The following is a 24,119-nucleotide window of genomic DNA, read 5'->3' as shown; positions in this document are numbered from 1 at the left end:
AGGGCAATGATATGAAAATGACACTGCATCTGATCTCCAGCCGGCGTTTCCTGACGGTGGCCGCCCTGTTGGCTCCGCTTCTCCTCGCGGGCTGCGAAGGCAGCGTGTCTGACTCGGTCGGTAGCATTATCAGCAACCCATTCGGCTCAAGTGAGGACTCTAAAAAAGACGTTATCAATGTGGTGGACCTGAATGCCCAGGAAATCCCGTGGCACATTCAATCCACCGTCGCGGCAACAGTCCTGCGCCTGAAGAACGAAGAACCGGAAACTATTGATGCCCAATTCAGCCTGGTCGGCAGCGCCGGAATAGCCACGGATGAAAACAGCAATCTTGCCGGGTTCGGCGTCCAGAATGTCCAGATCAACGACTTCTTTCGCCCCGAAGACGCCCCGGACGTTAACCGTCTCGGCGCACGCCTGATCCTTGTTGATCCGACGGGTCGTCGGCTCGGGGTATCCTTCGTCGCCGACTATGAGATCATCGACGACAAGGTTATTCTGAAGGGCCACCAATGGGGCTATGCCCGCGCGGAAGACCCCGTGGTGGAAACCTATATTGTTCCGCTTAACGCCATGGAGGAGCTAGATGAGGCAAGGGCGCGCGATTACGGAACATTCCGCAGCCACATCCTCTCCCACGCTGTCTCGACCGGCGGTCCGGCCGTATCCGGGAACATGGAGGATTACAGCGTTGTCACCTTCGTCATGGACCGGATTCTGGAGGGCGACAAGTTCGAGGTCCGTATCAGTGCCGTAAAGGACAGCACCGAAGGATTCGCGGACGACAGCCGTTATGTGCTCCACGACAATGGCTGGGTCACCGGCATTGTCCCGGGCCGGTTTTCTCTTGCCACCGACAAGTCCTTCTGGGTGAAGGCCGTGTTTACGCCAAAAGAGAAGGAAGATGGCGGCTTTTTCAGCAAGCTGCTGACTAATGAGAAGCTGATCGGCCTTTATAATACGGCGAACCAGGCGGAGTCCGCGAGCTAGCAATCGAGAGAGTTGGGCAATTAATTACTCTGATGTGGGGTGCCATCTTAGGCGCGGACCGCTGTGTCCAAGCCAAGGTAACCGGTCCTAAACTGCTGCAAACCTTTGAAGCGAGGTGACGCCGGGATAGACCCTCCCATTTGTGGCCTCAAAGACCTTCGAAAACCTTATACAACCTGGGTTTGCCCTCAATTCATGATAAAACTAATTAACGAAAAATTATCCATTTCAACCCTAGAATCTGTGGGTGTTTAATCCTGTTGAACGTAAGTTTGTTCGGGGATTTTCTTGGAAAATTATGACGAACGGACATATATGATCTGTTTGCACAGGATAAGCTTGGGGAGCCTGCATGGAAATAGCCAATCTGCCAAAAAACGAGGACCAACGGCTTGAGCGATTGAGAGGGTATAATATCCTCGATACAGCGCAGGAAACCAGTTTCGACAGTATTACACGGATAATTTCCAAAACCATCGGCGTTCCCATTTCCCTGGTGAGCCTGGTGGATGAGCATCGCCAATGGTTCAAATCACATTATGGAGTCGATGTACGGGAAACGTCCCGCGACATGGCCTTCTGTGCCCATGCCATTCTTCATGAAGAGGTTCTCGTCGTAGAGAATGCCCTTGAAGATGTCCGATTCCATGATAACCCGCTGGTTACCGGGGATCCCTCTATCCGCTTTTATGCCGGTGCGCCCCTCATCACACCGGATGGCTTTAAGATTGGCACGCTCTGCGCCATTGATCGCAAACCACGGGAATTGAGCGATGATCACGAAACATTACTGAAGGAACTTGCCAGTATCGTTATTGACGAAATGGAACTGCGCCGGGCCCGTCAGGAAGCACTTAAAAACAACGAAATTCTTGAAAGCAAGATCGCGGAACTGATGGATACCCAGGAGCGGCTGGAGATGCAGGGCGTCGCACTGGTCGAACTTGCAGAGAATGAAGCCCGCCTGAAAAGCGAGCTCACACGGGAAATCGCGATCAAGGACCGCTTCTTTTCCATCATCGCCCATGACTTGAAAAGTCCGTTCAATTCCCTGCTTGGATTTTCCGACTTTCTGGCAAAACGGGCCGATAAATTGACACCGGAAGAGATTGTCGAATATGCGTCGATGATCAACCTCTCCAGCAAGACCCTCTTTGAGCTGCTTGAAAACCTCCTTGAATGGGGGCGTTTCCAAATGGAAAAGGGTGATATGCAGCCTGTGCCGCTCCATCTGCCAGATCTGGTGACGGAAAGCCTGTCCCTGTTAAACTCCTGCGCGGCCAGCAAGAACATCACGCTCTCCAGTCAAATCCCTAAACTGACTGTTGAAGCCGACCGGAACATGATTCTTCTTGTCATTCGCAACCTGATTTCAAATGCCATCAAATTCACCCCTACCGGCGGCCGCATAGAGATAACTGCGGACCGCGAGGGAGATATGGTCAAAATCTCGGTTACGGATACCGGTGTCGGGATTCCGGCGGAAATCCTGGAAGATACCTTCGCAATCGACAGAAAGACGACCACTCCCGGCACGGACGGGGAAATCGGAACCGGTCTCGGCCTGCCGCTCTGTAAGGAGATGATTGAGTTGAACCGGGGCAGCATTCGGGTGGAAAGTGAGCAGGAAAAGGGAACGACCTTTCATTTCACCCTGCCCAAAGCCGCCTGAGACGCCGCCTGTATCACTCCCAGAAGCGGGCGGTTTTTGAGAGCTTTTTCCAGTATTTCCGGGCGTCCTGCCAGGCCATATCAGCCCGACCGAGATGCCAGTGGCAGATGGCGGAAGCCTCCAGTGTCAGGTCCGGCCCTGCCGCCCGTTGGTGCCTGACAATGGCGAGGAGTTCCCGGCTCATCGTGACATCATTGAGATATCCGAACACATCCTGCAGCCGTTCTAGCTTTTTCAGGAACGGTTTCGCCTTCTTTGCGGAATATAGCGGCAGGAAAAATTCCGTGACATAGCGGAGCGATTTCAGGCTCTTGCGCATGCTGTGACGTTCCTCCTCCGTCAGCGTATCGATCCGCTTGCCCCAGCGGCTTACCCGGCGCCAGCACTTCGCCAGCGCCTTGTCCGCATGTTCCAGAACACCGGGGTCCCTAAATTCCGCGCCAGAGCGCGCAAGGGCCCGGTCAACCAGCAGATCAAAGAACAGGCAGTACAGTTTCAGCCGGGTCCAATCGGCGCTTTGCAGGCTATCGCGCACGGCCTTACGCTTCCCGGCGTTATGCGCAATGAGAGCATCGTGAAGCGCGACGCATTTGGGCGTATCTGCAAGCCGACGCGCCGCCGGCAGGAAAATATCGCTCAGCAGCACGTCCGCATCGCGGAGTTCGCCCACAGTGGCCCCAAACCGCTGCGCCAGCTCTTCAAAGGCCACAAACTCGGGCCCCAGCTTCTTCGCGTTCAACATATGCAGCGCCGTGCGCAGGCGGCGCAGACCAACACGCAGCATATGCGGCCCCGCCGGTTCGGAATCGGCAAGCACGAACTCCCAGTTTTGCAGGATCTGGTCAGCGGCCGCATTTCCGACGGACCGCAGCGCCGTTACCCCCGTCATCTTCCGCGTTATTCTCGTCTTCTTTGACAGGGCGGGAACAGGCGGTGGCGTGGCCTCTGCGAGCCCGATCAGGGCAAATCCGCGCCGCGCCTTGTGCAGCTTGCTCGGTGTCACTGCCACGTCAGTGAAAAGTTTCTCCGCCGCGCTTAGCATGGCAAATGGCGCGCCCGATTTAAGCTCCAGCTCGACCTCATTGAGCGGCGCGCTCTTGTCCCCGGCACGGACATCTCCCCTGTCGATCGCCAGCTCGATCGTCCCTTCTCCGGCAATGTCGATGAGGGCGGCGGTGCGCTCGATACGCGTTTCAAAAAGCGGTACAGGCACCTGACCCGCAAGGGCTTTTTCAATCCGCTCCCTCACCTTGTCATCCGTTATCAGGCGAAGGTCCGGCACCTCAGCGGCAATCTCGTTTTCATATTCCAGCGTTTGCGACAGGCCCTTGTCGAGCCCGCCATCCAGCTTCACTGTCTGGACCCGGGCTTCCCCGTTGTCCCGGATGCGCAAGGAGATTCTCTCACGGCCCAGGGCCGCATCGGGCGTATCGAAATAGACGGACCGCAACAGGCGCGTAACGGCGCCATCGCCGGCCAACTCCGCGAAACCGGGGCTTGTCGCGAGCGCACGAGTATCCGACTCCGACAGGGTCAGCTTCAGTTCAATTTCTTGTGCAGACATGCGCTATTATCTCACAATGATCCGTTCCGCGCCAGAAAGCAGTCTTGAACACGCAGATTAGATGCATTCATGAATTCAGTTCTTGAACCGGAAACGGACAAAATCTTGGGGCAGCCTTCCCGCACGCCGTTGGCGCGATAATTTGTCCCGAAATCGGCAGAGAGATCAGTGGCAGTGAACCACCCCGGTTTTGCGGTTCATATGACAGCATTGGCCCGGCGGGGAGCTTTTCCGGCAGCCTCCACCATGTTCCACAACGTCATTCTGAAAATGCGGGAACCCGGGCGTGTTCTCATATCCCGCCCCCACCGGAACGCAAAACAACAGGCCAACGGCCACAATCAAAATCCCTCTCATGCCCACCTCTATACTGAGAATATATTTCTCAGTATACGGGAAATAAGTGTGCCTGTACGATTAAAGTGACAGCCTGTTGAGCCAGGCGTCATGCTTGTTGCACAGGGATACTGCATAAAGGGCATTGGCCATGCCGGTGATGTCATAAGTCGAGATCGGTGCGTCGGTCTCGGGGTTAAACATCGTCTCGGCAACAAAGTCGAGATTTTCATCGAGCAGGATATGCTTGACGATGTAATGGGTGTAACCGTCCATTTCGTGGCCGGTTGTCACCTCGATCATATTTCCGCTCCGCTCGATCATGGGGACGTGACCGGCTTCCTTCCCGGCCCAGCGTCCCGGCGCGTCCATCGTGTAGAACAGCGCCCCCGCGAACCTTGACTGCATCGGATCGAGCATGCCGCCCGCCATCGCTATTCCCGGACTGGTCAATGAAGTTGCAACGCCAACCAGACCCAACCCCTTCAAGAATAAACGTCTCTGCATTCTGCTATCCTTCTATACGTTAAATCTGAATCAGTCTGCCCGCCCCTTATCTGAGCGCATAGGCCTCGACAAGATCAAGTTTCCCTTTGCCCTTGATATCAATGATACCCAGCGAACGGGCCTCACATTCATCCTGGATTTCCTGCCACGCCGCGGCTGTCATGGCAACTGCACCGGGTGAGCTATGTTCGACGAGCCGCGCCGCAATATTCACGGTATCCCCCCAGACATCGAACAGGAATTGCTGCTTGCCGACAACGCCCGCAACCACAGGCCCGAAATGCAGCCCGATACGCACTTCCCAGTTCGGCTCCATCTCCCGGGCAGCACGGGACATCTCAAGCCCGCAGCGCACCGCGGTCAAGAGTGGCGCATCCACCGGACGCAGCAGGCCGCTGGTCGCCATGAAGGCGTCGCCGATGGTCTTGATTTTCTCCATATGGTGCGCATCGACAATCTTCTCAAACGCCTCGATCAGCGCCTGCAGATGGGCAACAACCGTTTCGGGCAAGTTACGGTCGCAATAGGCCGTAAAGCCGACGATATCGCAGAACAGTATCCCAACAGCATTGAAGGTGCGGGGGCGCACCATGCCGGTTTGCTTCAATTCCTGCACAGCCAGTGCCGGGATGATCGCATGCAGCAGGTCATCGGTACGTTTTTTCTCGGCGACAATCTGGGCGCGGTATGCCGTTTCCTGGTCCCGAAGCGCCTTTTTCTCCAGCGAGGCGGTGACGCGCGCGCGCAATAGGGTGGCGTTAAACGGTTTGGGCAGGAAATCCTCCGCCCCGAGCTCGATGCATTTAACAACACTTTCGAGCTGGTCCGCCGCCGAGATCATGATGATGGGGATATGACGGAGCCGCATGTCCTTCTTGACCGTTTCCAGCACCTCATAGCCATCCATTTCGGGCATCATGATATCAAGCAGCACGAGGTCGAAGGGCCGCGCCGCCAACTTATCCAGCGCATCGCGCCCGTTGACCGCGATTTCCGGCTCCCGGTAGCCGAGCTTTTTGAGCCGCCTTACCAGGGTAAAGCGGTTATCCTCGTTGTCATCGACGACCAGGATGCGGGCGTCTTCCAGATTCACGGCGTCCCTCCCGTCTTCAGAAAGCCCTCGATCTTCTCCATAAGACGGGCAAATTCAACGGGTTTGGTGTCGAAATCATTGCAGCCGGCCTCCAGCGCCTTCTCCCGCTCCCCTTCCAGCGCATGGGCCGACAACGCAATTATCGGAATGGTTTTGGTCTCCTCCGCGGCCTTCAATTGTCGCGTCGCCTCCCAGCCGTCCATTTTCGGCAGGCTGAGGTCCATCAGGATAAGCGACGGCCTTTCCCGGCGGGCGGCCTCGATCCCGGCGATGCCATCCCCCGCGATCACCACCTCGAAGCCCTTACGCTTCAGGCGGCGGGACAACATGTAGATATTGTCCTCATTGTCTTCGACATAGAGGATCTTCGTCATTCTGTTTCTCCAGATGTTGCAGTACGGGCCGACAGATGCTGACTAACATAGCGGCGAACCTCTTCAAGGAAAGCCGGCGCCCCATCCTCCGATTTCTTGATAATCTGCTCAACCCCACCATTAAGACGCTTCCGGTCGTCATCAGTGAGATCGGCGCCCGTAATCACCACAACCGGTACGCCTTTCCCTTCCGGAATTGTTTTCAGGGAATCAACAAATTCAAAGCCGTCCATCTCCGGCATGATCAGGTCGAGCAGAATCAGGTCGGGAATGGCATCCTGGACCAGCAGCAGGCCGGCCCGGCCGTTCACGGCCTCGCGTACGCGCCAGCCCTCACTCACAAAGACCCGGCGCATCTGCTGGCGGGTGGCGCCGTCATCCTCGACAATGAGGACATTGCCGCCACTGCCATTGAGCTTGTACCGCTCCAGCAGGGTCAACAGGCGTTTGCGGTCAACCGGCTTGGTCATATAGTCGGCAACCCCCAGCGAAAAGCCTTTATGCTTGTCATCAACGATCGAGACCATCAGAACCGGGATATCCTTGAGCGCCGGATCATCTTTCAGCTCCTTCAGCAGCGTCCAGCCGTCTTTCCCCGGCATCACCACATCCAGCGTGATGACGGCCGGGCGGAGGGCGCGGGCCTTTTCAAGCCCATCCACCCCGTCGATGGCAGTCGCCACCTCATAACCTTCCGCCTCAAGGAAGCGGCTTAGAATATCGCGGGCGACCGGGTCGTCATCGACGACCAGCACGACATTTCCACCCGATTCCATAGCCTCGCCGGGTTTCCCGTCTGCGGAATCGCGCGTGGTTGACGTTGGCTCCATCGGGCCCAACTGCGGTTCAGAGGGGATTTCCCGTGGCAGGCTCACCTTGAAAACGGACCCCTCCCCCGGCGTGCTTTCCACCGTGACATCCCCGCCCATCATCCGGCAGAACCGCTGGGAAATAGCAAGCCCCAGCCCGGTGCCGCCATATTTACGGGTGGTCGAGGAATCCGCCTGCGAGAAATCGCTGAACAGGCGCTCGAGCTGTTCGGGCGACATGCCAATGCCCGTATCGGATACATCGATCTTGATCATATCCTCGTCCGTGAGGGTAACGGCAATGCCGACCGTGCCGTTCTCCGTGAATTTGCAGGCATTGCTGAGCAGGTTAAAGACAACCTGACGGACCCGCGTGACATCGGATGTCATCCGCGGCATGTCGTCGGGCAGGCTGACATCAATGTTATTGTTATTGGGCGTTGCAAGCGGCGCGGCCATATCGACGCAGTCGCGGACCACGGCCGCCAGATCGAAACTCTCCACATGCAGTTCCATCTTCCCGGCCTCGATCTTGGACAGGTCGAGAATGTCATTGATCAGCTTGAGAAGATGCTTGCCCGCCCGGCTGATCCGCTGCAATGGCTCGATCAGGTCTTCATCACCTTCCTCGACCGCGTCCTCCTCCAGCATTTCGGTAATACCGATCACCGCGTTGAGCGGCGTCCGGAGTTCATGGCTCATGTTGGCAAGGAACTGGCTCTTGGTCCGGGTCGCCTTCATCGCGACATCGCGCGCCTCGGCCAGCCGGTCCACCATTTCGCCAAGTTCCGTCTCGCGCGCCTTGGCTTCGGTGATGTCGGTAAAGACACCGACAATGCCGCCATCCGCCGTTTTCTGCTCATTGATGCGAAGCCATCGCCCATCGGCGCGGTAATGCTCATACGGCCCGGTCGGGTTCCGGTGACGCACGATCCGCTCTTTCAGCCATTGCTCCGAATTATCCTGCGCGGCGACGATCATCTTCTTCTCAACCGCGGCCGAGATGATTTCCTCGTAGCTGATCCCCCTCTCGATGGACAGCCCGAGATGTTCATACATTTCCCGGTATTTGCTGTTGGCGATGACAAGCCGGTCATCGGCATCGTAAAGGGCGAAGGCATCGGTTACTGCCTCAATCGCCTCAAGCAGCTTTTCCTGCGCGCCGCGGGCTTCGGCCTGTGCTTCCTCCCGCTCCTTGGCGAGGCGGTCCCGCTCGATCAGGCTATCGCGAAACAGGGCCAGCGTCTGCGCCATTTCACCGATTTCATCTCGTCCGGCAGCCGGTATCTCGACTGTCAGGTCGCCCTTGGAAATTGACCGCATGGCGGTCACCAGTCGCGACAGCGGCGTGCGGATCGATCGCAGGACGAGGATTGTCAGCAACAGGCCGACGAATGCGCCGACAATTATGATGATATGGGACAGGGTGACGGCCTCACGCGCCGAGGCAAGGCCGGCGCTGCTGCGCATCCGCGATTCCGCTTCAAGCTCGTCGACAATGCTGGATAGCTGTTCGTCAATCGCCTGAATATGCACCCGTGCCTTCGCCATCAGCGAATTGCCGATCACACGGCGTTCATCCGTATAGGCATCAACGGCGAGGAGCGCCGCATCCATCAGGAGACCAAGCTCCTGATCGATCAGGGCCACCCGATCAGGATCATATACCTTCAATTCTTCAAGTTTTTCCTGCAGGGACTTCAGCGCCGCATCCGCGTTACGCTCAGACAGGGTGAGCAGGCTGACGGCAAGGTCGGCAAGCCAGAATTTCAGGTCCCCGAAGGACTTGCTGGCGGCATTGGCCGTTGTTATCCGGCTGACAAGTACCGCCTCATTGGCGATTGTCCGGGCGTTTTGCGTCAAACGGTTATCAAGAAACAGGTTGGACCCGATCAGGATCGCAAGAAGCACTACGCTAAGGATCGACAACCGGGTGAGAATGGATAAGTTGCTCATCAAGGTCCCCGCCTTCTGCGCAATCGTGTTAATTGCGGAACAGCGTTACACTGATCACACCACCAAGATCGCCAAGACTACCGCCCTCCTTTGGATAACCGGTTACGTCCAGCTCCCCTTTCGGTTCACCATGGCAGGCGAGGCATCCCTGGCCGTAATATTCCGGGACCAGCACACGAAAGGCCGGACGACCGCTATCTGGCGCCTCGGCGGAGAATATCGCACCTTTTTCCCAGTCTGCCGCCGAAAGATGGGTGCGAATGGCGCCAATTTCCCAGTCATCGGGTCGGGCCTTGCGGTTGCGGATCAGTTCAGGGGGTGCGGTCACCTTGACTTCGGCCTCCTCCCCCATTGTCCGCTTGAATTCCTCGTTCACAAGGCGGGCGAAAACTGCCGGCACAAACCCCTTGAAGGCAACACCGGACTGGTTGATCGTCTCCTGATGCTCTTCCATAACCTTGGAGATCGCGTCAACCTGTGCCTTCAACAGCCGGCTTTTCAGGGTGTCGCCGGTTAAATTCGGTTCGACGCCGCCTTTGGCCGTCTTGAACTTCTCAAGCGCCCGTTCCCGCACGACGTCGGCACTGAGGCCCTTGTCGCCGATCGTCGGATCATTAATCAAATCCTGATTCTCGCCAATGATTGAGCGGGCGGATTGCAGCATGGTCGCCAGGTCGATCGCAATGTCGTACTCGCTGGCTTTCTCCTCGGCGAGCACCAAGGACGGCAGGATCAAAGACAAGGTACATAGCAGGGTCGCCAATAGTTTCAGCAGTCCCGTCTGAGCCATCTTGTTTCCCCTATTCTGAAGTTCAATGCCGAGGGTTGCTGGCTGCCGAACAGCCAAAGGACAACTCATGGCATTCTACAGTTGAAAGCCTATCAACTCACGGTCAATCCGTAAAGCATCCCTTTGCAGAGATGCTTGAAACGTTTCCGAGTTTCGCATAATGTCCAAGGAATCACTTTGATTTTGCCCGATGTTGCTTGGTGGCGGCAATCTTTAAGATGTAGGAAGGTTGATGTATGAAATGGCGTAAAGTAGCGTCGGGGTCGTTCACGAATATTCGATATGAGACAAAGGAATATGGTGGAGAGTTCCTGCATATCGTGACTCAAGACGGTCCGCTGAACAGAGAAAGCCGCCGCCCGGTTTTTGAAGAAACGCTGGCCCTGACCAAATCAGGCAATTATTTCTGCATCCTGGACAATCGCAGGGGCAAGGAAAGTATCCTGTCCCTGGCCGACATGTCCAATTACGGCGATATGCTCGTATCCAACGGCATCAATCGCTTTTTCTATGCGGTCGTCACCTTTGATCCGGCATATGAAAAAACGATCAAGCTGATCAAGGCAATCTCAATGGTGAAAGCATTGGAGATTGAAGCGATGTCGACCCCTGATTTTGTGACGGCGGAAAAATTTATCCAGTCGCACATATTGGATCAGGTAAAGCAGAGCTAGCCGATATTGCGCCCTGTAACCGCAAGGATATTCGGCGAGGCTTTGTTTTTACCCTTGGATCGGCGGTCTCCCGTTCCGTTTCAATAAGAACCATCGCCAATTAAGGAAACAGCCCGTTCTTATGGAAGGGGGTTGTTTCAGAATGTCTTTATTACCGATATCCGGAAAGCAGCAGGCAAGGGCAAAACGATACACGAACAAAACTCCGGCAAGCGGCAATAAAAACACCGCTCAATAAATATTCATTCAAGAATTGCTTCTTCCGGGCACATACATATGCTGTCTGGGATATTTTTACTTATATATAATTGGCTAAAGCAGAAATTTAAATGAAAGGGCAACTGATCTCCTCCGGCTCGTTCGCCAATATTAACCATGAAACATGGAAATATAACGGCGAGCATATCCATGTCATGAAAGTGACCGGACCGATCAACCGCGCTCATCGCGTCCCCTTTTACTATTTGACGCTCAAAACCAATCCCTCCTCGGACTATTTCATCATTCTCGATAATCAGCGCGGGCATGAGGACGATTTTTCCTATGACGACATGATCACCATCAGCGATATTCTTCTGGAGGCGGGGATCAAGCGTATTTACGGGGCCATTATCACAAGAGAGTCGGGATATGAAAATATTCTCAAACTCGCGCGTGCGGTTGCCAAGCTGAAAACTTTGGAATCACACACGGTGTATTGTGAAAATATGACGGAGGCAGAAAACTATATTCACGCCAGGATCGAGATAGCCATCAAAAACAGGTGATTGACTGCTCATGCTTGATATCCTTGTAAATGCCGGCAGTAGGCGTATGGTAATGGGCGCGGCCACAAGGAAACTCGGATATTGCGATACATGTTGGACTCTCCGGGCCTTGGGATTCTGAAAATACGGCCTTCGTAACAAGCAGACAGGCGCGGTTTTCCGGTCGATTCCAGACCCGGGAAAAATTCACGAAACTTCCTGTTGCCGCTCGGGTTCTTATCAGTACAATTACCTAAAAACCGGAAAGCAGGAATATGGCAGTTAAGGTCCCCTTCAAAAAAGACTTGGAGTTTGAATATGGCGTGGCGGAAAGCCTCAGCCCGCTTATCCGCCGGGTGATCGCCAAGAACCCGAGCGCCTTTACCTTTCACGGCACCGGCACCTATATCATTGGCAAGGGCGAAGTGGCTGTGGTTGATCCCGGCCCGCTCGACGGCGCCCATGTCGGCGCGCTGATGGCGGCCCTCAAGGGCGAGATGGTCACCCATATCCTGATCACCCATACCCATCATGACCATTCGCCGGCCGCAGAACCCCTGAAACAACTCACCGGCGCCAAAACATATGGATTTGGCCCACATGGCGGCGGTGTGTCCGACTTCAAGATTGAGGAAGGCGGCGATACCGACTTTGTCCCCGATGTAAAGCTGGAAGACGGCGACGTAATCCTCGGCAATGGCTGGACGGTTGATGCCATTCATACCCCGGGACATCTTTCCAACCATGTCTGCTTTGGCCTGCGGGAGGAAAACACCCTCTTTACCGGCGATCATGTAATGGGCTGGTCGACGACGGTTGTCTCCCCGCCTGACGGCAATATGAGCGCCTATATGCGCAGTCTCGAGAAGCTGCTGGACTTTGATTACCACACCTACTGGCCGACCCATGGCCCCGCGATTACGGACACGAAACCTTTTGTCGAGGCGCTGATCGCCCATCGGCAGGAACGCATGGATCAGATCCGCAGCTGCCTGGGCTCCGGCCCGATGACCATCCCCGACATGGTCAAAAGAATGTATATCGATGTGCCGGAGAACCTGCATCCGGCCGCCGCCCGGTCGGTCTATGCCCATATCCTGCATATGGTCGAGAGTGGCGAGATTGATGCTGGGGGGGACGCGACGGTCACGGCACTCTATGCCTTGAAGTAGATAATAAAGAGGGGGGAAATATGAATATCGGACGCAGAGTAGTTATTCTTGGACTGACCACCATCTGTCTGGGGTTTTTGGCGGCCTGCAGCACCTATAATTCACCGCCGGGCACGACAACGACGATCATTCTCCTCCGCCATGCGGATCGAACACCGCTTCATACCGAGCTCAATGAAAAAGGCAAGGCACGTGCTTTGGCCCTGCCCGCCGCCGTTGCCGACCTTGATATCGACGTGATCTATAGCCCCGACAAGAAGCGCAATCTCGATACAGTCAAGCCGCTGATCGAGCAGCGCGGGATCGAGCTCCGGGTGATTGATGTCAGTAATGTCGCCGAACGGCTGATCAAGGAAAATCCCGGCAAGACGGTGATGTGGGTCGGCAATACGGATAACCTGCAGAGCATCTACGGGCAGCTTGGCGGCCGCGATCGCGAACCCAACATATATGGCGAGATTGCCATCATGCGCGTCCATGACAGTGGGCCACCGAATATCGAGCTTCGCAATTTCGGCGGCAAGGGTACGCTGTAAGCGCCCCTGTCCTAGTCGCGGAAATTCACATACTGCAGGGGAAGTTCCTGCTTGAGCCCCTTGCAGAAGGCGATGGTTTCCTGAAGATCGTCACGCTTCTTGCCGGTAACGCGCAGTTCATCCCCCTGAATTGAAACCTGGACCTTGATCTTGGAGCCCTTGATCTCCTTTACCAGCTTCTTTGCCAGATCCTTGTCGATCCCCTGACGGACGACAACCACCTGTCGCACGCTCTGCCCGGCTGACTTCTCCGGCGTCTGGTAATCGAGAACCCCGGCGTCGACCTTGCGGCGGGTCAGATGCGCCGCCAGCAGTTCATGCATCTGTTTCAGCTTGAGGTCATCATCCGCATGGATGGTGATGGCCTGCTCCGCCCGCTCGATCGTGCAATGGCTGCCTTTGAAATCATACCGGGTCTCGATTTCCCGGCGGATGTTGTTCAGCGCGTTATCGACTTCCGCCATATCGGTTTTCGACACAATATCAAATGAGGGCATGGGGTCTCTCCTTCATTACCGCGTGAGTTTACGCGGACTGTTCTTTCGTCTTCAGAAACTTGATTTTCGGCCAGTCTTTCTCGGCCCGCTCCAGATGCCAGCTGTTCCGGGCGAGGAAGACCGGCGCATCGTCGTGATCCTCGGCGAGGGACGCCTGGTTGCCATCAAGGAATTTTTTCATCTCCCGTGGATCATCACATTCGACCCAGCGCGCGGTATACAGCTCGGTCTGCTGGAAGTTAACCGGGATATCATACTCCGTCCGGATACGGTCCGCCAGCACCTCAAACTGCAGCGCACCGACAACACCGACCACCCACTCGGAACCCATGCGCGTCTTGAAGGTACGGGCTGCCCCCTCCTCCGCGAGCTGGATAAGGGCCCGTCCCAGATGTTTTGCCCGCATCGGATCGACGGGGCGCACTTTCTGGAGCAGTTCCGGCGCGAAGCTCGGGATGCCGGTAAAGCGGATTTCCTCGCCCTCCGTCAGGGCGTCACCAATGCGCAGGTTTCCGTGGTTCGGGATTCCGATGATATCACCGGGCCAGGCTTCCTCCGCGAGTTCCCGGTCCTGCGCAAGGAACAATACCGGGTTATGGATATTCATGATCTTGTCACTGCGCACATGCTTCAGTTTCGCGCCGCGCTTGAAATGGCCGGACACCAGCCGCATGAAGGCAATGCGGTCGCGATGCTTGGGATCCATATTCGCCTGGATCTTGAAAATAAAGCCGCTGACCTTGCTCTCAAGCGGGGAAATCGCCCGCCCTGCAGAAGGAGCCGCCCGGGGGCTCGGCGCCGCTTCGGTAAGCCCGTTCAGCAGGGTTTCCACACCAAAGTTATTGATGGCACTGCCGAAATAGACCGGGGTCATGGTCCCTTCCAGAAAGGCCTGCATATCGAATTCCGGGCAGAGGCCGCGCACCATCTCGATATCCTCGCGCAACTTGGCGACATCCGCGGCGGGGAGCAGTTCATCAAGTTTCGGGTCATCGAGGCCGTTACAGGTCACCCCGTCGTCAAGATGGTTTTCCTTGCCCTTGGAAACCAGTACCAGCCGGTCATTAAAGAGATCATAGCATCCGAGGAAATTCCGGCCCATGCCGATGGGCCAGCTTGCCGGAACAACGTCCAGCGCCAGCGTCTGCTCGATATCATCCAGAAGGTCGAACGGGTCCAGCGCCTCACGGTCGAACTTGTTGATAAAGGTGGTGATCGGCATATCCCGCAGGCGACACACCTCGAACAGCTTGCGGGTCTGGCTTTCAATACCCTTCGCGCCGTCGAGCACCATGACGGCGCTGTCGACCGCGGTCAGCGTGCGGTAGGTATCCTCGCTGAAATCCTCATGGCCCGGGGTGTCGAGCAGGTTGAAGGTTTTATCGCGGTAATCAAATGTCATGACGGAGGAGGCAACGGAAATGCCCCTCTCACGCTCCACCTTCATCCAGTCTGAGCGTGCGCGCCGCTGTTCACCGCGCGTCTTTACCGCACCGGCAAGCTGAATGGCACCACCGAACAACAGCAGCTTCTCGGTCAATGTCGTCTTGCCCGCGTCGGGATGGGCAATAATCGCGAAGGTCCGCCGGTTGGCGACCCGTTCTTCCAGCATCGTCATGATATATCCTGATCCCCGCGCGGGATCGGCCCGCCACGGGATTAAAAAAAGAGCCAGCGGTGGGAAATTCCTCGTCGCGGGCTCGCGCCTAAATAAGGCTTTTTCCGGTAAAAATCAATCCTTGCCTTCGCTGAGAGACTGCGATGGTTCCTCCTCCGTCTCCGCGACAAGGCCAAGCCAGCCCGCTACGAGCGAGAGCGTCCAGCCCTGCAGCAAGAGCGAGGTAACCACCACCACGAAAACCACGTCAAAAAAGCCTGTACTGAGCGGGCCCGGGCTGATCACCGGAATAATGGCGAGGAAAATCGGCACGGCACCACGTAGCCCCACCCAGCCAACGAACATTTGCTGACGCCAACCGACGCCGAACGGTGTCAGCGAGAGGGTCGTCGCCAGCGGCCGGGCAACGAAAATCAACAGGGCGGCAACGCCCAGCCCGAGTGGAACCTGGGACAGAACCTCGGTCGGCGAGACAAGCAGCCCCAGCATCAGGAAGAGGACGATCTGGCATATCCAGGAAAGACCATCATGGAACTGCCGCACCCGCTCGGTCTGGTGGGTCATCCGGTCACGCAGGACGGCGCCGCAGATATAGACAGCGAGGAACCCGCTTCCGCCGCCAAGGGCAGTCAGGTTGAACAGCAACAGGGCCGCCGCCATGGCGAAGGGGGCGAACAGACTGACCGGCATCTTGACCCGGTTGATCAGGAACGCCGTTACGAAGCCGCCGATAATGCCCGCGACAAGACCAAAGCCGAGTTGCCGGGCAAGTTCCGGCAGAAAACTGATCAGCGTCGGCAGATCGATCGGCAGGTCGTTATCAACGATCGCCACCATGGTAATGGTCAGGAAGATAGCCATCGGATCGTTGATCCCCGCCTCCACCATCAGGGTTTCGCCAAGACCGTTTTTCAGCTTGATATTTCGCTGCCTGAGCAGAAGGAAGGTCGCCGCCGCATCGGTCGAGCCGACCACCGCGCCCAACAGCAGGGCAATGGCCATCGGCAAATCAAAGAGGACATGGATCAGGACGCCGACAATGACCGTGGTAGCCACCACCCCAAAAGTGGCCAGAGCCATTGCGGGTGCGGCCGCTTTTCGGAAGATCTCCCGGCTGGTATCGAGACCGCCGGAAAAAAGGATCAGGGCAAGCGCGATGGACCCGATACTGTAGGCAAGGTTGAAATCATCGAAGCTAACCCCGCCGATGCCATCCTCGCCCATAAGCATGCCGATACAGAGGAAAAGAAGCAGGAATGGCGCGCCCAACCGGTCGGCGACGGGTGTCAGCAGACAACCGATCAGGAAAAGGAAGGATACCAATATGAGGATTAGCTCGAGTGACTCCATCAACCAACTTTCATACTACGCGACGCAACATCTCTGGAACAGCTTATAGAGAAAAGGTGCCGCCGGAAATCGACGACACCTCTATCATAGTGTAAAAACTCTTTTTTGTCAGTCGTCTAGGAGCTTCAGGACTAATTTTCCGGTATTTTCGCCCTTGAACAGTTTCAAAAGAACCGAGGGGAAATTTTCAATGCCGGTCTCTTCCTGGGTGCGGAACTTGAGTTTGCCTTCGGAATACCATTTCGCCAGTTCCTGGACCCCTTCGCCATAGCGCTTGATATAGTCGAAGACGACGAAGCCTTCCATGCGGGCATGATGCACCAGCAGATTGATATAGTTCTGCGGGCCGCGCATGGGCGTCGTATTGTTATATTGCGAGATGGCGCCGCAAATCACGATCCGCGCGTGGCGATTGATGCGCGCCAGCGCGATATCCAGGATCTCGCCACCAACATTATCGAAGTAGACATCGACACCGGTCTTGAGCGGTTCCTTCAGATCCTTGAGGAAGGACTCCGACTTGTAGTCGAGGCAGGCGTCAAAGCCGAGGTCATCGACCACATAGGCGCATTTCTCGGCTCCGCCCGCGATACCGACGGCCCGGGCGCCCTTGATCTTGGCGATCTGCCCGACAACCGAGCCGACAGCGCCGGCCGCGCCGGAAACAAGCACCGTGTCGCCTTCTTTCACCGCGCCCACATCGAGCAAGCCGAAATAAGCGGTCAGTCCCGGCATGCCGAGACCTCCGAGATAGGTTTCGATTGGCGCGAGATTGGGATCGATCCGCGTCAGGTCCTTCGCCAGCGCCTTGCCATATTGCTGGATGCCGAGCATCCCGCTCACAAAATCACCGGCCTTGAAATCCGGACTGTTGGAAGCAACCACCTCACCCACCGTGCCGGCGCGCATCACTTCGCCGATCTTGACCGGCGGAATATAGGATCTTCCCTCATTCATCCAACCGCGCATGGCCGGATCGAGGGACGCATAATGATTTTTTACCAGCACCTCATCGGCGCCGATTTCGGGAAGGGCTTCGCTTGCAAATTGCCAGTCACTGTCTTTCGGGACGCCCACCGGACGTGCGGCAAGACGATATTGCTTGTTCATAGTCGACATGTCATTTCCCGTCATTTTCTGTATGTGTAATCTGCGCTTCTAACAGATATGGATACAACCACAGAAAACAAGCAACGTCGCCCCTAAAAAGAAAAGCCGGGAAATCCCGGCTTTCCTGCTTGCCCCTTGTAATAGATTAAGCGTCGCCGCTCACTTTTATGGATTGGACAACGCTGTCAAAATAAGGGCGCCGTGCTTCATAGTAATGCGTTTCCCGGGCCGCGAAAAAGACCGCCATTAACTTGCCGTTTATTGTCGCGAACAGGAGATTTCCCTTAAAGTCCGATCCGTCCTTGGACGATAGATTGAGGTCTATCATATATCCCTGCTTATTACCGAACGGTGCCGGCTGGAGATTACCGATGAAGGTGGGTGTTGACGGCGTCAGGGAGAAACCGTTCCGAACCAGTTCGACAATCTCTTCCGGTGTCATATCGGAACGGAAGGTTTCCGCGCGCTCCTCATTCCCGGCAATAAAGATAAATGGCAATTTCCCCCCATCCGATATCGGGGCCCAAAATTCCACTCTTTCCAGTATGGGCCCGTCCTGCGTCCACATGACGGATTTATCAGTCTTCAGTTCATTGATATATTCCGATGTCGCCACGGAATAGCTGTTCCACATGGAACTATGACCGGTTTGTTTGAGCTGGAACGTCGGTGCGCAGCTGGCGATCGTCAGGGTAAGCAGCAGGATGAAAAAATGTCTCATGATTGCCTCAATTGCTTGATGTATGACTCGACCAAAAAGCGATCTGATGCTTCCGGATAGCGAGCGAGGTAAATTTCGAAATACTCGATGGCCTTGCCATCTTCCTTCTGACGCTTGGCAACAAGGCCAAGGTTTTTATATGTTTTGGCGGGTGCTTCAGGCGATTTCGCTGCCGTGAGGTAGGCTTCCTTCGCCTTGTCGAGATCGCCCTCATTGCTCCGCCGGCGGTATACATCGCCGCGGTAGAAATCAAGTGCCGCCGGGCTGAACTCCCGCTTTTCCAGATTGTCGATGACAAACAGCGTCTCTTCATATGATCCCGTATCGATCAAGTCCTCAACCCAGCCTTGCCAGCGGGCATCAACAAGTTTGCGAAACTTTTCGTCAGCTCTCTGCTGCGCCTGAAGCGGGCGCGCCGGGTAGGCTTCCGCTCTTGACTTCAGATTCTCTATCCGATCCTCGGCCGGCGGGTGTGACGCAAAGAAAATGGCCGTAGACTCACGATCTCCTGCGTCCGCCTCACCTTTTATCTTCTCCCAAAGCTGGCCTGCCTCCACCGGATCGTAACCGGCGTCATAAAGGTAATCCTGACCGATTTCATCCGCTTCATTTTCCAGATCCCGCGAATAAGCCTGAATGGACCCGGCGGCGCCAAGACCCGCGGCAAGGCCTACAAAGCCATATCCGATACCGCCCGTGGCGATCGAAAAAAAGGCCAGAAAATCCGTCGTATTCCGGGTGCTGTTCCACATCTTGATGGAATGGCGTTTTTTGTAATGAGCCAATTCATGCGCGAGAACCGTCGCGAGTTGCGCCTCGTTTTCCGCCCGCAACAACAGTCCAGTCCAGACCTGCATAACGCCATTCGGCGCCATGGACGCGTTGAAGTAGGGGATTTTGACAATATAGAGACGGATATCCGGGCAAATTTTCTCTGCCAGTCGGCAGACAATCCCGTCGAGATAGTCCTGCAGTTCAGGATCCTTGATAATCAAGGCACTGGCGGCGAAACTTCGTTCCGCCTCATCCATCTTCATGCGCAGGCCGGCCTCTACTGTGGTCAGCTCCGGCTCGTCACCCGGTTTTACGTCACCGACCGGGCCCGTACCCGCACATGCCGAAACCAGTAAACTCAACCCAACAGCGGCCTTGCCAAGTCTCATAAAGGAATATCTTCCAATAGATTCTCCGTCGCATCGAAAGCGGGCTCAAAGGTGCGAAGATCACCGCCGCCCGAGACCAGACGGTTATACCACAGGATATTACCGGTCTCGAGATCGACCAGCGAGATAAACCCGACTTGCTGACCCCCCTGTATCCCTACCCCCAGAATAGCAGCCGCCAGAAATTGTGCGGCAACGCGCGATCCGCTGGAATAGGAATCGCGCATATAAACGAAGACGCCAAGATCCGCCCCGTAGGCCTTTTTCAGTTCCTGCGCCGTTTTGCCCAGCTTCCAGTTAAAACTACCATCCTTTTTTGTCGGCAGTTGAAAGAGCGTGTTGTACTGATACAGAAAGATTGATTTTCCAACATCTTCATGCAGATCAATCAGGTCCTGCGCAATCTCCGTCGAGACAAGCTGCGCGTCGTCGGAGTGGATGGCCACGCCATAGCCCATATCCGTAAAATACTGCGCCATGAATTCGGTGACGTAGCCCTTGGCCGCCGACGTCCAAAGAGCATGCGGCTCTGTCAACCCGCCGGCAGTGAGCAGGCTCAGTTCCACATCAGGCGTCATGATCAGGATCTTTTTCCCGTTCAACCCGCCGTCTATCTTCTTGCCGACAAGTTTCAATGTTTCATCGCTAAGTTCTACGTCTCCGATGATATTGTCTGCTGGTCTGGCACTGGTCCCGGGCTTGCGTTCACCAGAAATGTCATTGGCATTCGTCGCGGCATTAACATGAACCGGCGCACAGTCTCCGTCCGCATCACATAACCAGGTCTCTTTGCCAAATCCTGGCAGCATCTTGATACGAATTTCGTTACCGGCTCCTATTTCGCCCTCCGTCACTTCTTTTGCAGGTTGAATTGTCGGCGCGGACCCTTCATTCATATCACGAATGTCAGAAAGGGACGGCGTTTCTCCATTAGACGTCGCGGCGACCGTACCCGCACTTCCGCCACTCGCGGTCTTGCTTTCGGTAAAGGTAGGCGCGCAGGCGGATACCATGATAGGAAGAGTAAAAGCTATAAAAAGAGATAAAACCCGAGAAAGTAACATTGGACGACACCCAAATCTATTTTTTCGAGATATTAAATCGTCTCGCCCGAACAATCAACACATTGAGTATGTAAAACTGCCTGAAGCCGTTAATCAAAAAGAAAAGCCGGGAAATCCCGGCTTTTCAAAAGATTGCGGCAGTGTCAGGCCGTTGGCAGCTTGTAGTCCTTGAAGTCCTCGCGGAGCTTGGTCTTCAGGAGCTTGCCCGTCGCCGTATGCGGCAGTTCATCGACGAAAACCACGTCATCGGGAAGCTGCCATTTGGCGAGTGTGCTTTCCAGATGCCTGATCACGTCGTCGCGGCTCACCGGATGGCCCTTTTCCTTCACCGCGATGACCAGCGGGCGCTCATCCCACTTCGGATGGGGAATGGCGATCACCGCCGCCTCGACAATGCCGGGGCAGCCGAGCGCCTCATTCTCCACATCGATGGAGGAAATCCACTCGCCACCGGACTTGATCACATCCTTGGAGCGGTCGGTGATCTGCATATAGCCATCGGGATCAATGGTGCCGACATCACCGGTGGTGAACCAGCCATCCTCATCAAGAACGTTCCCCCCCTCACCCTTGAAATAACCATTGGTGATCCAGGGCCCGCGCACCTTGAGATCACCGAAGGCAACACCGTCGCGTGGCAGTTCCTTTCCGTCATCCCCGGTGATTTTGAGCTCGACCCCAAAGACAATCCGGCCCTGTTTGACGCGGATATCGGTTTTCTTTTTCTCGGAGAGGTTTTCATGCTTCTTGAGGAGGTTACCCGTCGTGCCGAGCGGGCTTGTTTCGGTCATGCCCCAGGCATGGATTACCTCGACCCCATGACCCTCGACAAAGGTCTCGATCATCGAGCGTGGCGCGGCGGACCCGCCAATCACCGTCCGCTGCATGGTTGAGAATTTGAGGTTATTCTCCTTCACATGACCCAGCAGCATCATCCAGATGGTCGGCACTCCGGCGGAGAGCGTCACGCCTTCCGCTTCCATCAGTTCATAGAGCGAGGCGCCGTCCATGGCGGCGCCCGGCATCACCATTTTCGCACCGCACATTGCCGCCGCATAGGGCAGGCCCCAAGCATTGGCATGAAACATCGGCACCACGGCCAGGATGGAATCCCGGTTGCTGACGCCAAGCCCGTCATTGGCGCAGACACAATAGCTATGCAGTACGGTCGAGCGGTTGGCATAGAGCACGCCCTTCGGATTGCCCGTCGTGCCCGAGGTATAGCAGAGCGAGGAGGCCGTCATCTCGTCAAACTGCGGCCAGGCATAATCGCCGTCCTCCGCCCCGACCAGAGTTTCGTAGCAGAGCAGGTTATCAAGGCTGCTGTCGGGCATATGGGCCTCATCGGTCATCACGATAAAGCCCTTCACATTCTTGAGATGCTCCTTCAGTGCCTCGATCAGCGGAATGAAGGTCAAATCGACGAAGATATACTTATCCTCGGCATGATTGACGATATAGGCAATCTGCTCGGGAAACAGGCGCGGATTGATTGTATGGCAAACGGCGCCCATACCGGATACACCGAAGTAAATCTCTATATGGCGGTAGCCATTCCAGGCAATCGTACCGATCCGGTCGCCAATCTCCACACCGAGTTTCCCCAGGGCCTGCGCCAGCTTTTTTGCCCGCAGGTTCACATTGCGGTAATTGGTGCGATGGATAGGCCCCTCAACCGAACGCGAGACAATTTCCACGTCGCCATGATTAAGACCGGAGTATTCGATTAAAGAAGAAATCAGCAGCGGCCGATCCTGAATAAGACCTAGCATTAAGTTCATCCCATGTTTGTTTTTGTTAGACTATAAAGTCAGCATAAAACCGCACTCGCGTCAGGTAAAGGCTCTTTGAGATTCGCGAGGATTCACCGCCGGCCGGACAGGTTTACGTAGGGGATTGGCGAGCTTTCGTCAGCCTGGTCTCGCGAATTTTGTCAAACCGCTGTAATTTTTGTAACAATAGCGCCGAAAACCAAGAATCATGGGACACCGGGAATGGCCATTGATCCGCTGATCCTTCTGCCTGCGGCGGCAGGCGCCGTGCTATTGCTGATCATTGCCATCCGGCTGATTGCAGGGCGGCGGGAGGCTGAACTGGCGCCCGAAACATTGGCGCAATTTCTTGCCGGGCAGGAACCTGGCGAGAAAATTGTCAGTTTCGTTATCAGCGAGGATAGGCGTTACGCGCTCGTCGAATGGCAGAATGGTAAGGGGATCGGACTCATCCGCAGTTTCGGAGCCAAGATGGTGCTGCAGATGCTGGGACAGGATATGCTTTTAAAATGCGACTGGCGTGAGGGCACGACCATCCTCTCAATCCCGCGGCAAGGGTTTGCCTTTCCGCCGGTGAAATTCGCGGTCGGGGAAGCAGACCGCCAGATGGTGAAGGACTATTTAAAGGGGGAAAAAGATGCAGCTGCCTGACCCGGTCACCTTCGCCATCCCGGCCTTTGTCCTGCTGATCCTGATCGAGACAGCGATCGGTCGCTATGCACCAAAGAAATCCAATTACGAGATGCACGATTCCGCCGCTTCCCTCCTGATGGGCCTCGGCAATTTCGCCATAGGGCTCGTGAATTTCGGGATTGTCGGGGCGGTGGCGCTCTGGGTCTATCAGTATCGCCTGTTTGACATCGGCTATCACTGGTGGGCCTTTGTGCTGATCCTGTTCGCCGAGGATTTCGTCTATTACTGGTTCCACCGTCTCAGCCATGAGCATCGCATCTGGTGGGCGGCGCATATCAATCATCATTCCTCGCAATATTACAATCTGACCACAGCCCTCCGCCAGACATGGACCGGCGCATTTATCGGCACCTGGATACCCTGGCTGCTGCTATCCTTCATCGGCTTTCCACTCGCGCTGATCCTTTTCCAGAAGGGGATCAGCCTCGTCTACCAGTTCTGGATCCATACCGAGGCCATCGACAGGATGTGGAAACCGGTTGAGGCCGTGATGAACACACCGTCCCACCACCGGGTACATCACGCGACCAACCCGAAATATCTCGACGCAAACTACGCCGGCATTTTCATCATCTGGGACAAGCTGTTCGGCAGCTTCGTCCCCGAAGACAAGGCCGAGCCCTGCCGCTATGGTATTGTCAAGCAGATCGCGAGTTTTAACCCGCTGATCATCGCCTTTCATGAATGGGTCGGGATATTCAGCGATCTTTTCCATGCAAAGAGCTTCAAGGCCGCCTTTATGTATATCTTTGGTCCGCCCGGCTGGAGCGAGGATGGCTCCCGCCTCACCTCCCGGATGATCAAGGAGCGCGAGCGGATACGACTGGCGGGGCAAACGGCTGATGCCGCAGATTGATATGCTTTACTGGCGCGGATAAATCATTAGACTGCGCGAAAATTCAACCACACA

Annotated in this window: 22 protein-coding genes; 8 read left to right on the top strand and 14 right to left on the bottom strand. The window is 55.8% G+C overall.

The window, feature by feature from the left end; translation table 11 throughout:
* The first annotated feature begins 11 nt into the window (after positions 1-11).
* Both J0X12_RS07675 and J0X12_RS07670 read left to right on the top strand, forming a co-directional pair.
* Positions 12-992 carry a hypothetical protein gene (locus J0X12_RS07675; RefSeq protein WP_207043844.1) on the top strand — a complete coding sequence of 327 codons (981 nt, stop codon included), beginning with the start codon at positions 12-14 and terminating at the stop codon, positions 990-992.
* 352 nt (positions 993-1,344) lie between these two features.
* On the top strand, positions 1,345-2,664 hold the full coding sequence (locus tag J0X12_RS07670; protein ID WP_207043842.1) for a GAF domain-containing sensor histidine kinase: 1,320 nt from the start codon (positions 1,345-1,347) through the stop codon (positions 2,662-2,664).
* A gap of 13 nt (positions 2,665-2,677) precedes the next feature.
* Here the strand turns inward: J0X12_RS07670 and J0X12_RS07665 are convergent, their stop codons facing one another.
* The 6 genes from J0X12_RS07665 to J0X12_RS07640 all read right to left on the bottom strand — a co-directional run bounded on the left by J0X12_RS07665 (position 2,678) and on the right by J0X12_RS07640 (position 10,093).
* Positions 2,678-4,228 (bottom strand): CYTH and CHAD domain-containing protein, encoded by a 1,551-nt coding sequence (locus J0X12_RS07665; protein WP_207043840.1) that lies wholly within the window; start codon positions 4,226-4,228, stop codon positions 2,678-2,680.
* Positions 4,229-4,645: 417 nt separating this feature from the next.
* Positions 4,646-5,071 (bottom strand): desulfoferrodoxin family protein, encoded by a 426-nt coding sequence (locus J0X12_RS07660; RefSeq protein ID WP_207043839.1) that lies wholly within the window; start codon positions 5,069-5,071, stop codon positions 4,646-4,648.
* 46 nt (positions 5,072-5,117) lie between these two features.
* Complete coding sequence (locus J0X12_RS07655; RefSeq protein WP_207043836.1) at positions 5,118-6,164, bottom strand: adenylate/guanylate cyclase domain-containing protein; 1,047 nt, start codon at positions 6,162-6,164, stop codon at positions 5,118-5,120.
* The gene (locus tag J0X12_RS07650; protein ID WP_207043834.1) at positions 6,161-6,538 is read right to left on the bottom strand and encodes a response regulator; all 378 of its coding nucleotides are present in this window, start codon (positions 6,536-6,538) and stop codon (positions 6,161-6,163) included. The genes J0X12_RS07655 and J0X12_RS07650 overlap by 4 nt, the downstream gene beginning before the upstream one ends.
* Positions 6,535-9,303 carry an ATP-binding response regulator gene (locus J0X12_RS07645; RefSeq protein WP_207043832.1) on the bottom strand — a complete coding sequence of 923 codons (2,769 nt, stop codon included), beginning with the start codon at positions 9,301-9,303 and terminating at the stop codon, positions 6,535-6,537. Before J0X12_RS07645 ends, J0X12_RS07650 begins: the two co-directional genes overlap by 4 nt.
* 28 nt (positions 9,304-9,331) lie before the next feature.
* A complete protein-coding gene (locus J0X12_RS07640) occupies positions 9,332-10,093 on the bottom strand; it encodes a Tll0287-like domain-containing protein (RefSeq protein ID WP_207043831.1) in 762 nt (253 codons plus the stop codon).
* A gap of 236 nt (positions 10,094-10,329) precedes the next feature.
* On the opposite strand from J0X12_RS07640, the gene J0X12_RS07635 reads away from it, so the two are divergent.
* The 4 genes from J0X12_RS07635 (at position 10,330) to J0X12_RS07620 (ending at position 13,221) form a co-directional block, all read left to right on the top strand.
* A complete protein-coding gene (locus J0X12_RS07635; protein ID WP_207043830.1) occupies positions 10,330-10,767 on the top strand; it encodes a hypothetical protein in 438 nt (145 codons plus the stop codon).
* 329 nt (positions 10,768-11,096) lie between these two features.
* Positions 11,097-11,534 carry a hypothetical protein gene (locus J0X12_RS07630; RefSeq protein WP_207043829.1) on the top strand — a complete coding sequence of 146 codons (438 nt, stop codon included), beginning with the start codon at positions 11,097-11,099 and terminating at the stop codon, positions 11,532-11,534.
* Positions 11,535-11,788: 254 nt separating this feature from the next.
* Complete coding sequence (locus tag J0X12_RS07625) at positions 11,789-12,685, top strand: MBL fold metallo-hydrolase (RefSeq protein WP_207043828.1); 897 nt, start codon at positions 11,789-11,791, stop codon at positions 12,683-12,685.
* A 20-nt stretch (positions 12,686-12,705) separates the two neighbouring features.
* On the top strand, positions 12,706-13,221 hold the full coding sequence (locus tag J0X12_RS07620; RefSeq protein ID WP_207043827.1) for a histidine phosphatase family protein: 516 nt from the start codon (positions 12,706-12,708) through the stop codon (positions 13,219-13,221).
* An 11-nt stretch (positions 13,222-13,232) separates the two neighbouring features.
* On the opposite strand, the gene J0X12_RS07615 is transcribed toward J0X12_RS07620, so the two are convergent.
* The 8 genes from J0X12_RS07615 to J0X12_RS07580 form a co-directional block, all read right to left on the bottom strand.
* Positions 13,233-13,718 (bottom strand): YajQ family cyclic di-GMP-binding protein, encoded by a 486-nt coding sequence (locus J0X12_RS07615; protein WP_207043826.1) that lies wholly within the window; start codon positions 13,716-13,718, stop codon positions 13,233-13,235.
* Positions 13,719-13,746: 28 nt separating this feature from the next.
* Positions 13,747-15,336, bottom strand: a complete 1,590-nt coding sequence (locus J0X12_RS07610) for a peptide chain release factor 3 (RefSeq protein ID WP_207043825.1) — start codon at positions 15,334-15,336, stop codon at positions 13,747-13,749.
* A 114-nt stretch (positions 15,337-15,450) separates the two neighbouring features.
* A complete protein-coding gene (locus J0X12_RS07605; RefSeq protein WP_207043823.1) occupies positions 15,451-16,686 on the bottom strand; it encodes a potassium/proton antiporter in 1,236 nt (411 codons plus the stop codon).
* Between the two features lie 108 nt (positions 16,687-16,794).
* Positions 16,795-17,805: an NADP-dependent oxidoreductase gene (locus J0X12_RS07600; RefSeq protein WP_207043821.1), complete on the bottom strand. Its 1,011-nt coding sequence runs from the start codon at positions 17,803-17,805 to the stop codon at positions 16,795-16,797.
* Positions 17,806-17,941: 136 nt separating this feature from the next.
* Positions 17,942-18,517: a hypothetical protein gene (locus J0X12_RS07595; protein ID WP_207043819.1), complete on the bottom strand. Its 576-nt coding sequence runs from the start codon at positions 18,515-18,517 to the stop codon at positions 17,942-17,944.
* Positions 18,514-19,680 carry a M48 family metallopeptidase gene (locus J0X12_RS07590; protein WP_207043817.1) on the bottom strand — a complete coding sequence of 389 codons (1,167 nt, stop codon included), beginning with the start codon at positions 19,678-19,680 and terminating at the stop codon, positions 18,514-18,516. The genes J0X12_RS07595 and J0X12_RS07590 overlap by 4 nt, the downstream gene beginning before the upstream one ends.
* Positions 19,677-20,744 carry a hypothetical protein gene (locus J0X12_RS07585; RefSeq protein WP_207043816.1) on the bottom strand — a complete coding sequence of 356 codons (1,068 nt, stop codon included), beginning with the start codon at positions 20,742-20,744 and terminating at the stop codon, positions 19,677-19,679. The genes J0X12_RS07590 and J0X12_RS07585 overlap by 4 nt, the downstream gene beginning before the upstream one ends.
* Positions 20,745-20,887: 143 nt before the next feature.
* Positions 20,888-22,516 carry a 3-(methylthio)propionyl-CoA ligase gene (locus J0X12_RS07580; protein ID WP_207043815.1) on the bottom strand — a complete coding sequence of 543 codons (1,629 nt, stop codon included), beginning with the start codon at positions 22,514-22,516 and terminating at the stop codon, positions 20,888-20,890.
* 222 nt (positions 22,517-22,738) lie between these two features.
* Here J0X12_RS07580 and J0X12_RS07575 point away from each other — a divergent pair, with 222 nt between their 5' ends.
* Together J0X12_RS07575 and J0X12_RS07570 are read left to right on the top strand one after the other, a co-directional pair.
* Complete coding sequence (locus J0X12_RS07575; protein ID WP_207043814.1) at positions 22,739-23,167, top strand: hypothetical protein; 429 nt, start codon at positions 22,739-22,741, stop codon at positions 23,165-23,167.
* Positions 23,154-24,065 carry a sterol desaturase family protein gene (locus J0X12_RS07570; RefSeq protein ID WP_207043813.1) on the top strand — a complete coding sequence of 304 codons (912 nt, stop codon included), beginning with the start codon at positions 23,154-23,156 and terminating at the stop codon, positions 24,063-24,065. The genes J0X12_RS07575 and J0X12_RS07570 overlap by 14 nt, the downstream gene beginning before the upstream one ends.
* The last annotated feature ends 54 nt before the right edge of the window (positions 24,066-24,119 follow it).

Origin of the sequence: Sneathiella sedimenti, assembly GCF_017313765.1 — a bacterium.
Classification (GTDB): Bacteria; Pseudomonadota; Alphaproteobacteria; order Sneathiellales; family Sneathiellaceae; genus Sneathiella; species Sneathiella sedimenti.
The sequence above is the reverse complement of the archived record's forward strand: the minus strand, read 5'-3'. Positions and strand labels throughout refer to the sequence as shown.

Excerpts from the sequence above, each read along its gene's own strand:
- J0X12_RS07675 (WP_207043844.1), top strand. The coding sequence starts at position 12 with ATGAAAATGACACTGCATCTGATCTCCAGCCGGCGTTTCCTGACGGTG.
- J0X12_RS07670 (WP_207043842.1), top strand. The coding sequence starts at position 1,345 with ATGGAAATAGCCAATCTGCCAAAAAACGAGGACCAACGGCTTGAGCGA.
- J0X12_RS07665 (WP_207043840.1), bottom strand. The coding sequence starts at position 4,228 with ATGTCTGCACAAGAAATTGAACTGAAGCTGACCCTGTCGGAGTCGGAT.
- J0X12_RS07660 (WP_207043839.1), bottom strand. The coding sequence starts at position 5,071 with ATGCAGAGACGTTTATTCTTGAAGGGGTTGGGTCTGGTTGGCGTTGCA.
- J0X12_RS07650 (WP_207043834.1), bottom strand. The coding sequence starts at position 6,538 with ATGACGAAGATCCTCTATGTCGAAGACAATGAGGACAATATCTACATG.
- J0X12_RS07645 (WP_207043832.1), bottom strand. The coding sequence starts at position 9,303 with ATGAGCAACTTATCCATTCTCACCCGGTTGTCGATCCTTAGCGTAGTG.
- J0X12_RS07640 (WP_207043831.1), bottom strand. The coding sequence starts at position 10,093 with ATGGCTCAGACGGGACTGCTGAAACTATTGGCGACCCTGCTATGTACC.
- J0X12_RS07635 (WP_207043830.1), top strand. The coding sequence starts at position 10,330 with ATGAAATGGCGTAAAGTAGCGTCGGGGTCGTTCACGAATATTCGATAT.
- J0X12_RS07630 (WP_207043829.1), top strand. The coding sequence starts at position 11,097 with ATGAAAGGGCAACTGATCTCCTCCGGCTCGTTCGCCAATATTAACCAT.
- J0X12_RS07625 (WP_207043828.1), top strand. The coding sequence starts at position 11,789 with ATGGCAGTTAAGGTCCCCTTCAAAAAAGACTTGGAGTTTGAATATGGC.
- J0X12_RS07620 (WP_207043827.1), top strand. The coding sequence starts at position 12,706 with ATGAATATCGGACGCAGAGTAGTTATTCTTGGACTGACCACCATCTGT.
- J0X12_RS07615 (WP_207043826.1), bottom strand. The coding sequence starts at position 13,718 with ATGCCCTCATTTGATATTGTGTCGAAAACCGATATGGCGGAAGTCGAT.
- J0X12_RS07610 (WP_207043825.1), bottom strand. The coding sequence starts at position 15,336 with ATGACGATGCTGGAAGAACGGGTCGCCAACCGGCGGACCTTCGCGATT.
- J0X12_RS07605 (WP_207043823.1), bottom strand. The coding sequence starts at position 16,686 with ATGGAGTCACTCGAGCTAATCCTCATATTGGTATCCTTCCTTTTCCTG.
- J0X12_RS07600 (WP_207043821.1), bottom strand. The coding sequence starts at position 17,805 with ATGTCGACTATGAACAAGCAATATCGTCTTGCCGCACGTCCGGTGGGC.
- J0X12_RS07595 (WP_207043819.1), bottom strand. The coding sequence starts at position 18,517 with ATGAGACATTTTTTCATCCTGCTGCTTACCCTGACGATCGCCAGCTGC.
- J0X12_RS07590 (WP_207043817.1), bottom strand. The coding sequence starts at position 19,680 with ATGAGACTTGGCAAGGCCGCTGTTGGGTTGAGTTTACTGGTTTCGGCA.
- J0X12_RS07585 (WP_207043816.1), bottom strand. The coding sequence starts at position 20,744 with ATGTTACTTTCTCGGGTTTTATCTCTTTTTATAGCTTTTACTCTTCCT.
- J0X12_RS07580 (WP_207043815.1), bottom strand. The coding sequence starts at position 22,516 with ATGCTAGGTCTTATTCAGGATCGGCCGCTGCTGATTTCTTCTTTAATC.
- J0X12_RS07575 (WP_207043814.1), top strand. The coding sequence starts at position 22,739 with ATGGCCATTGATCCGCTGATCCTTCTGCCTGCGGCGGCAGGCGCCGTG.
- J0X12_RS07570 (WP_207043813.1), top strand. The coding sequence starts at position 23,154 with ATGCAGCTGCCTGACCCGGTCACCTTCGCCATCCCGGCCTTTGTCCTG.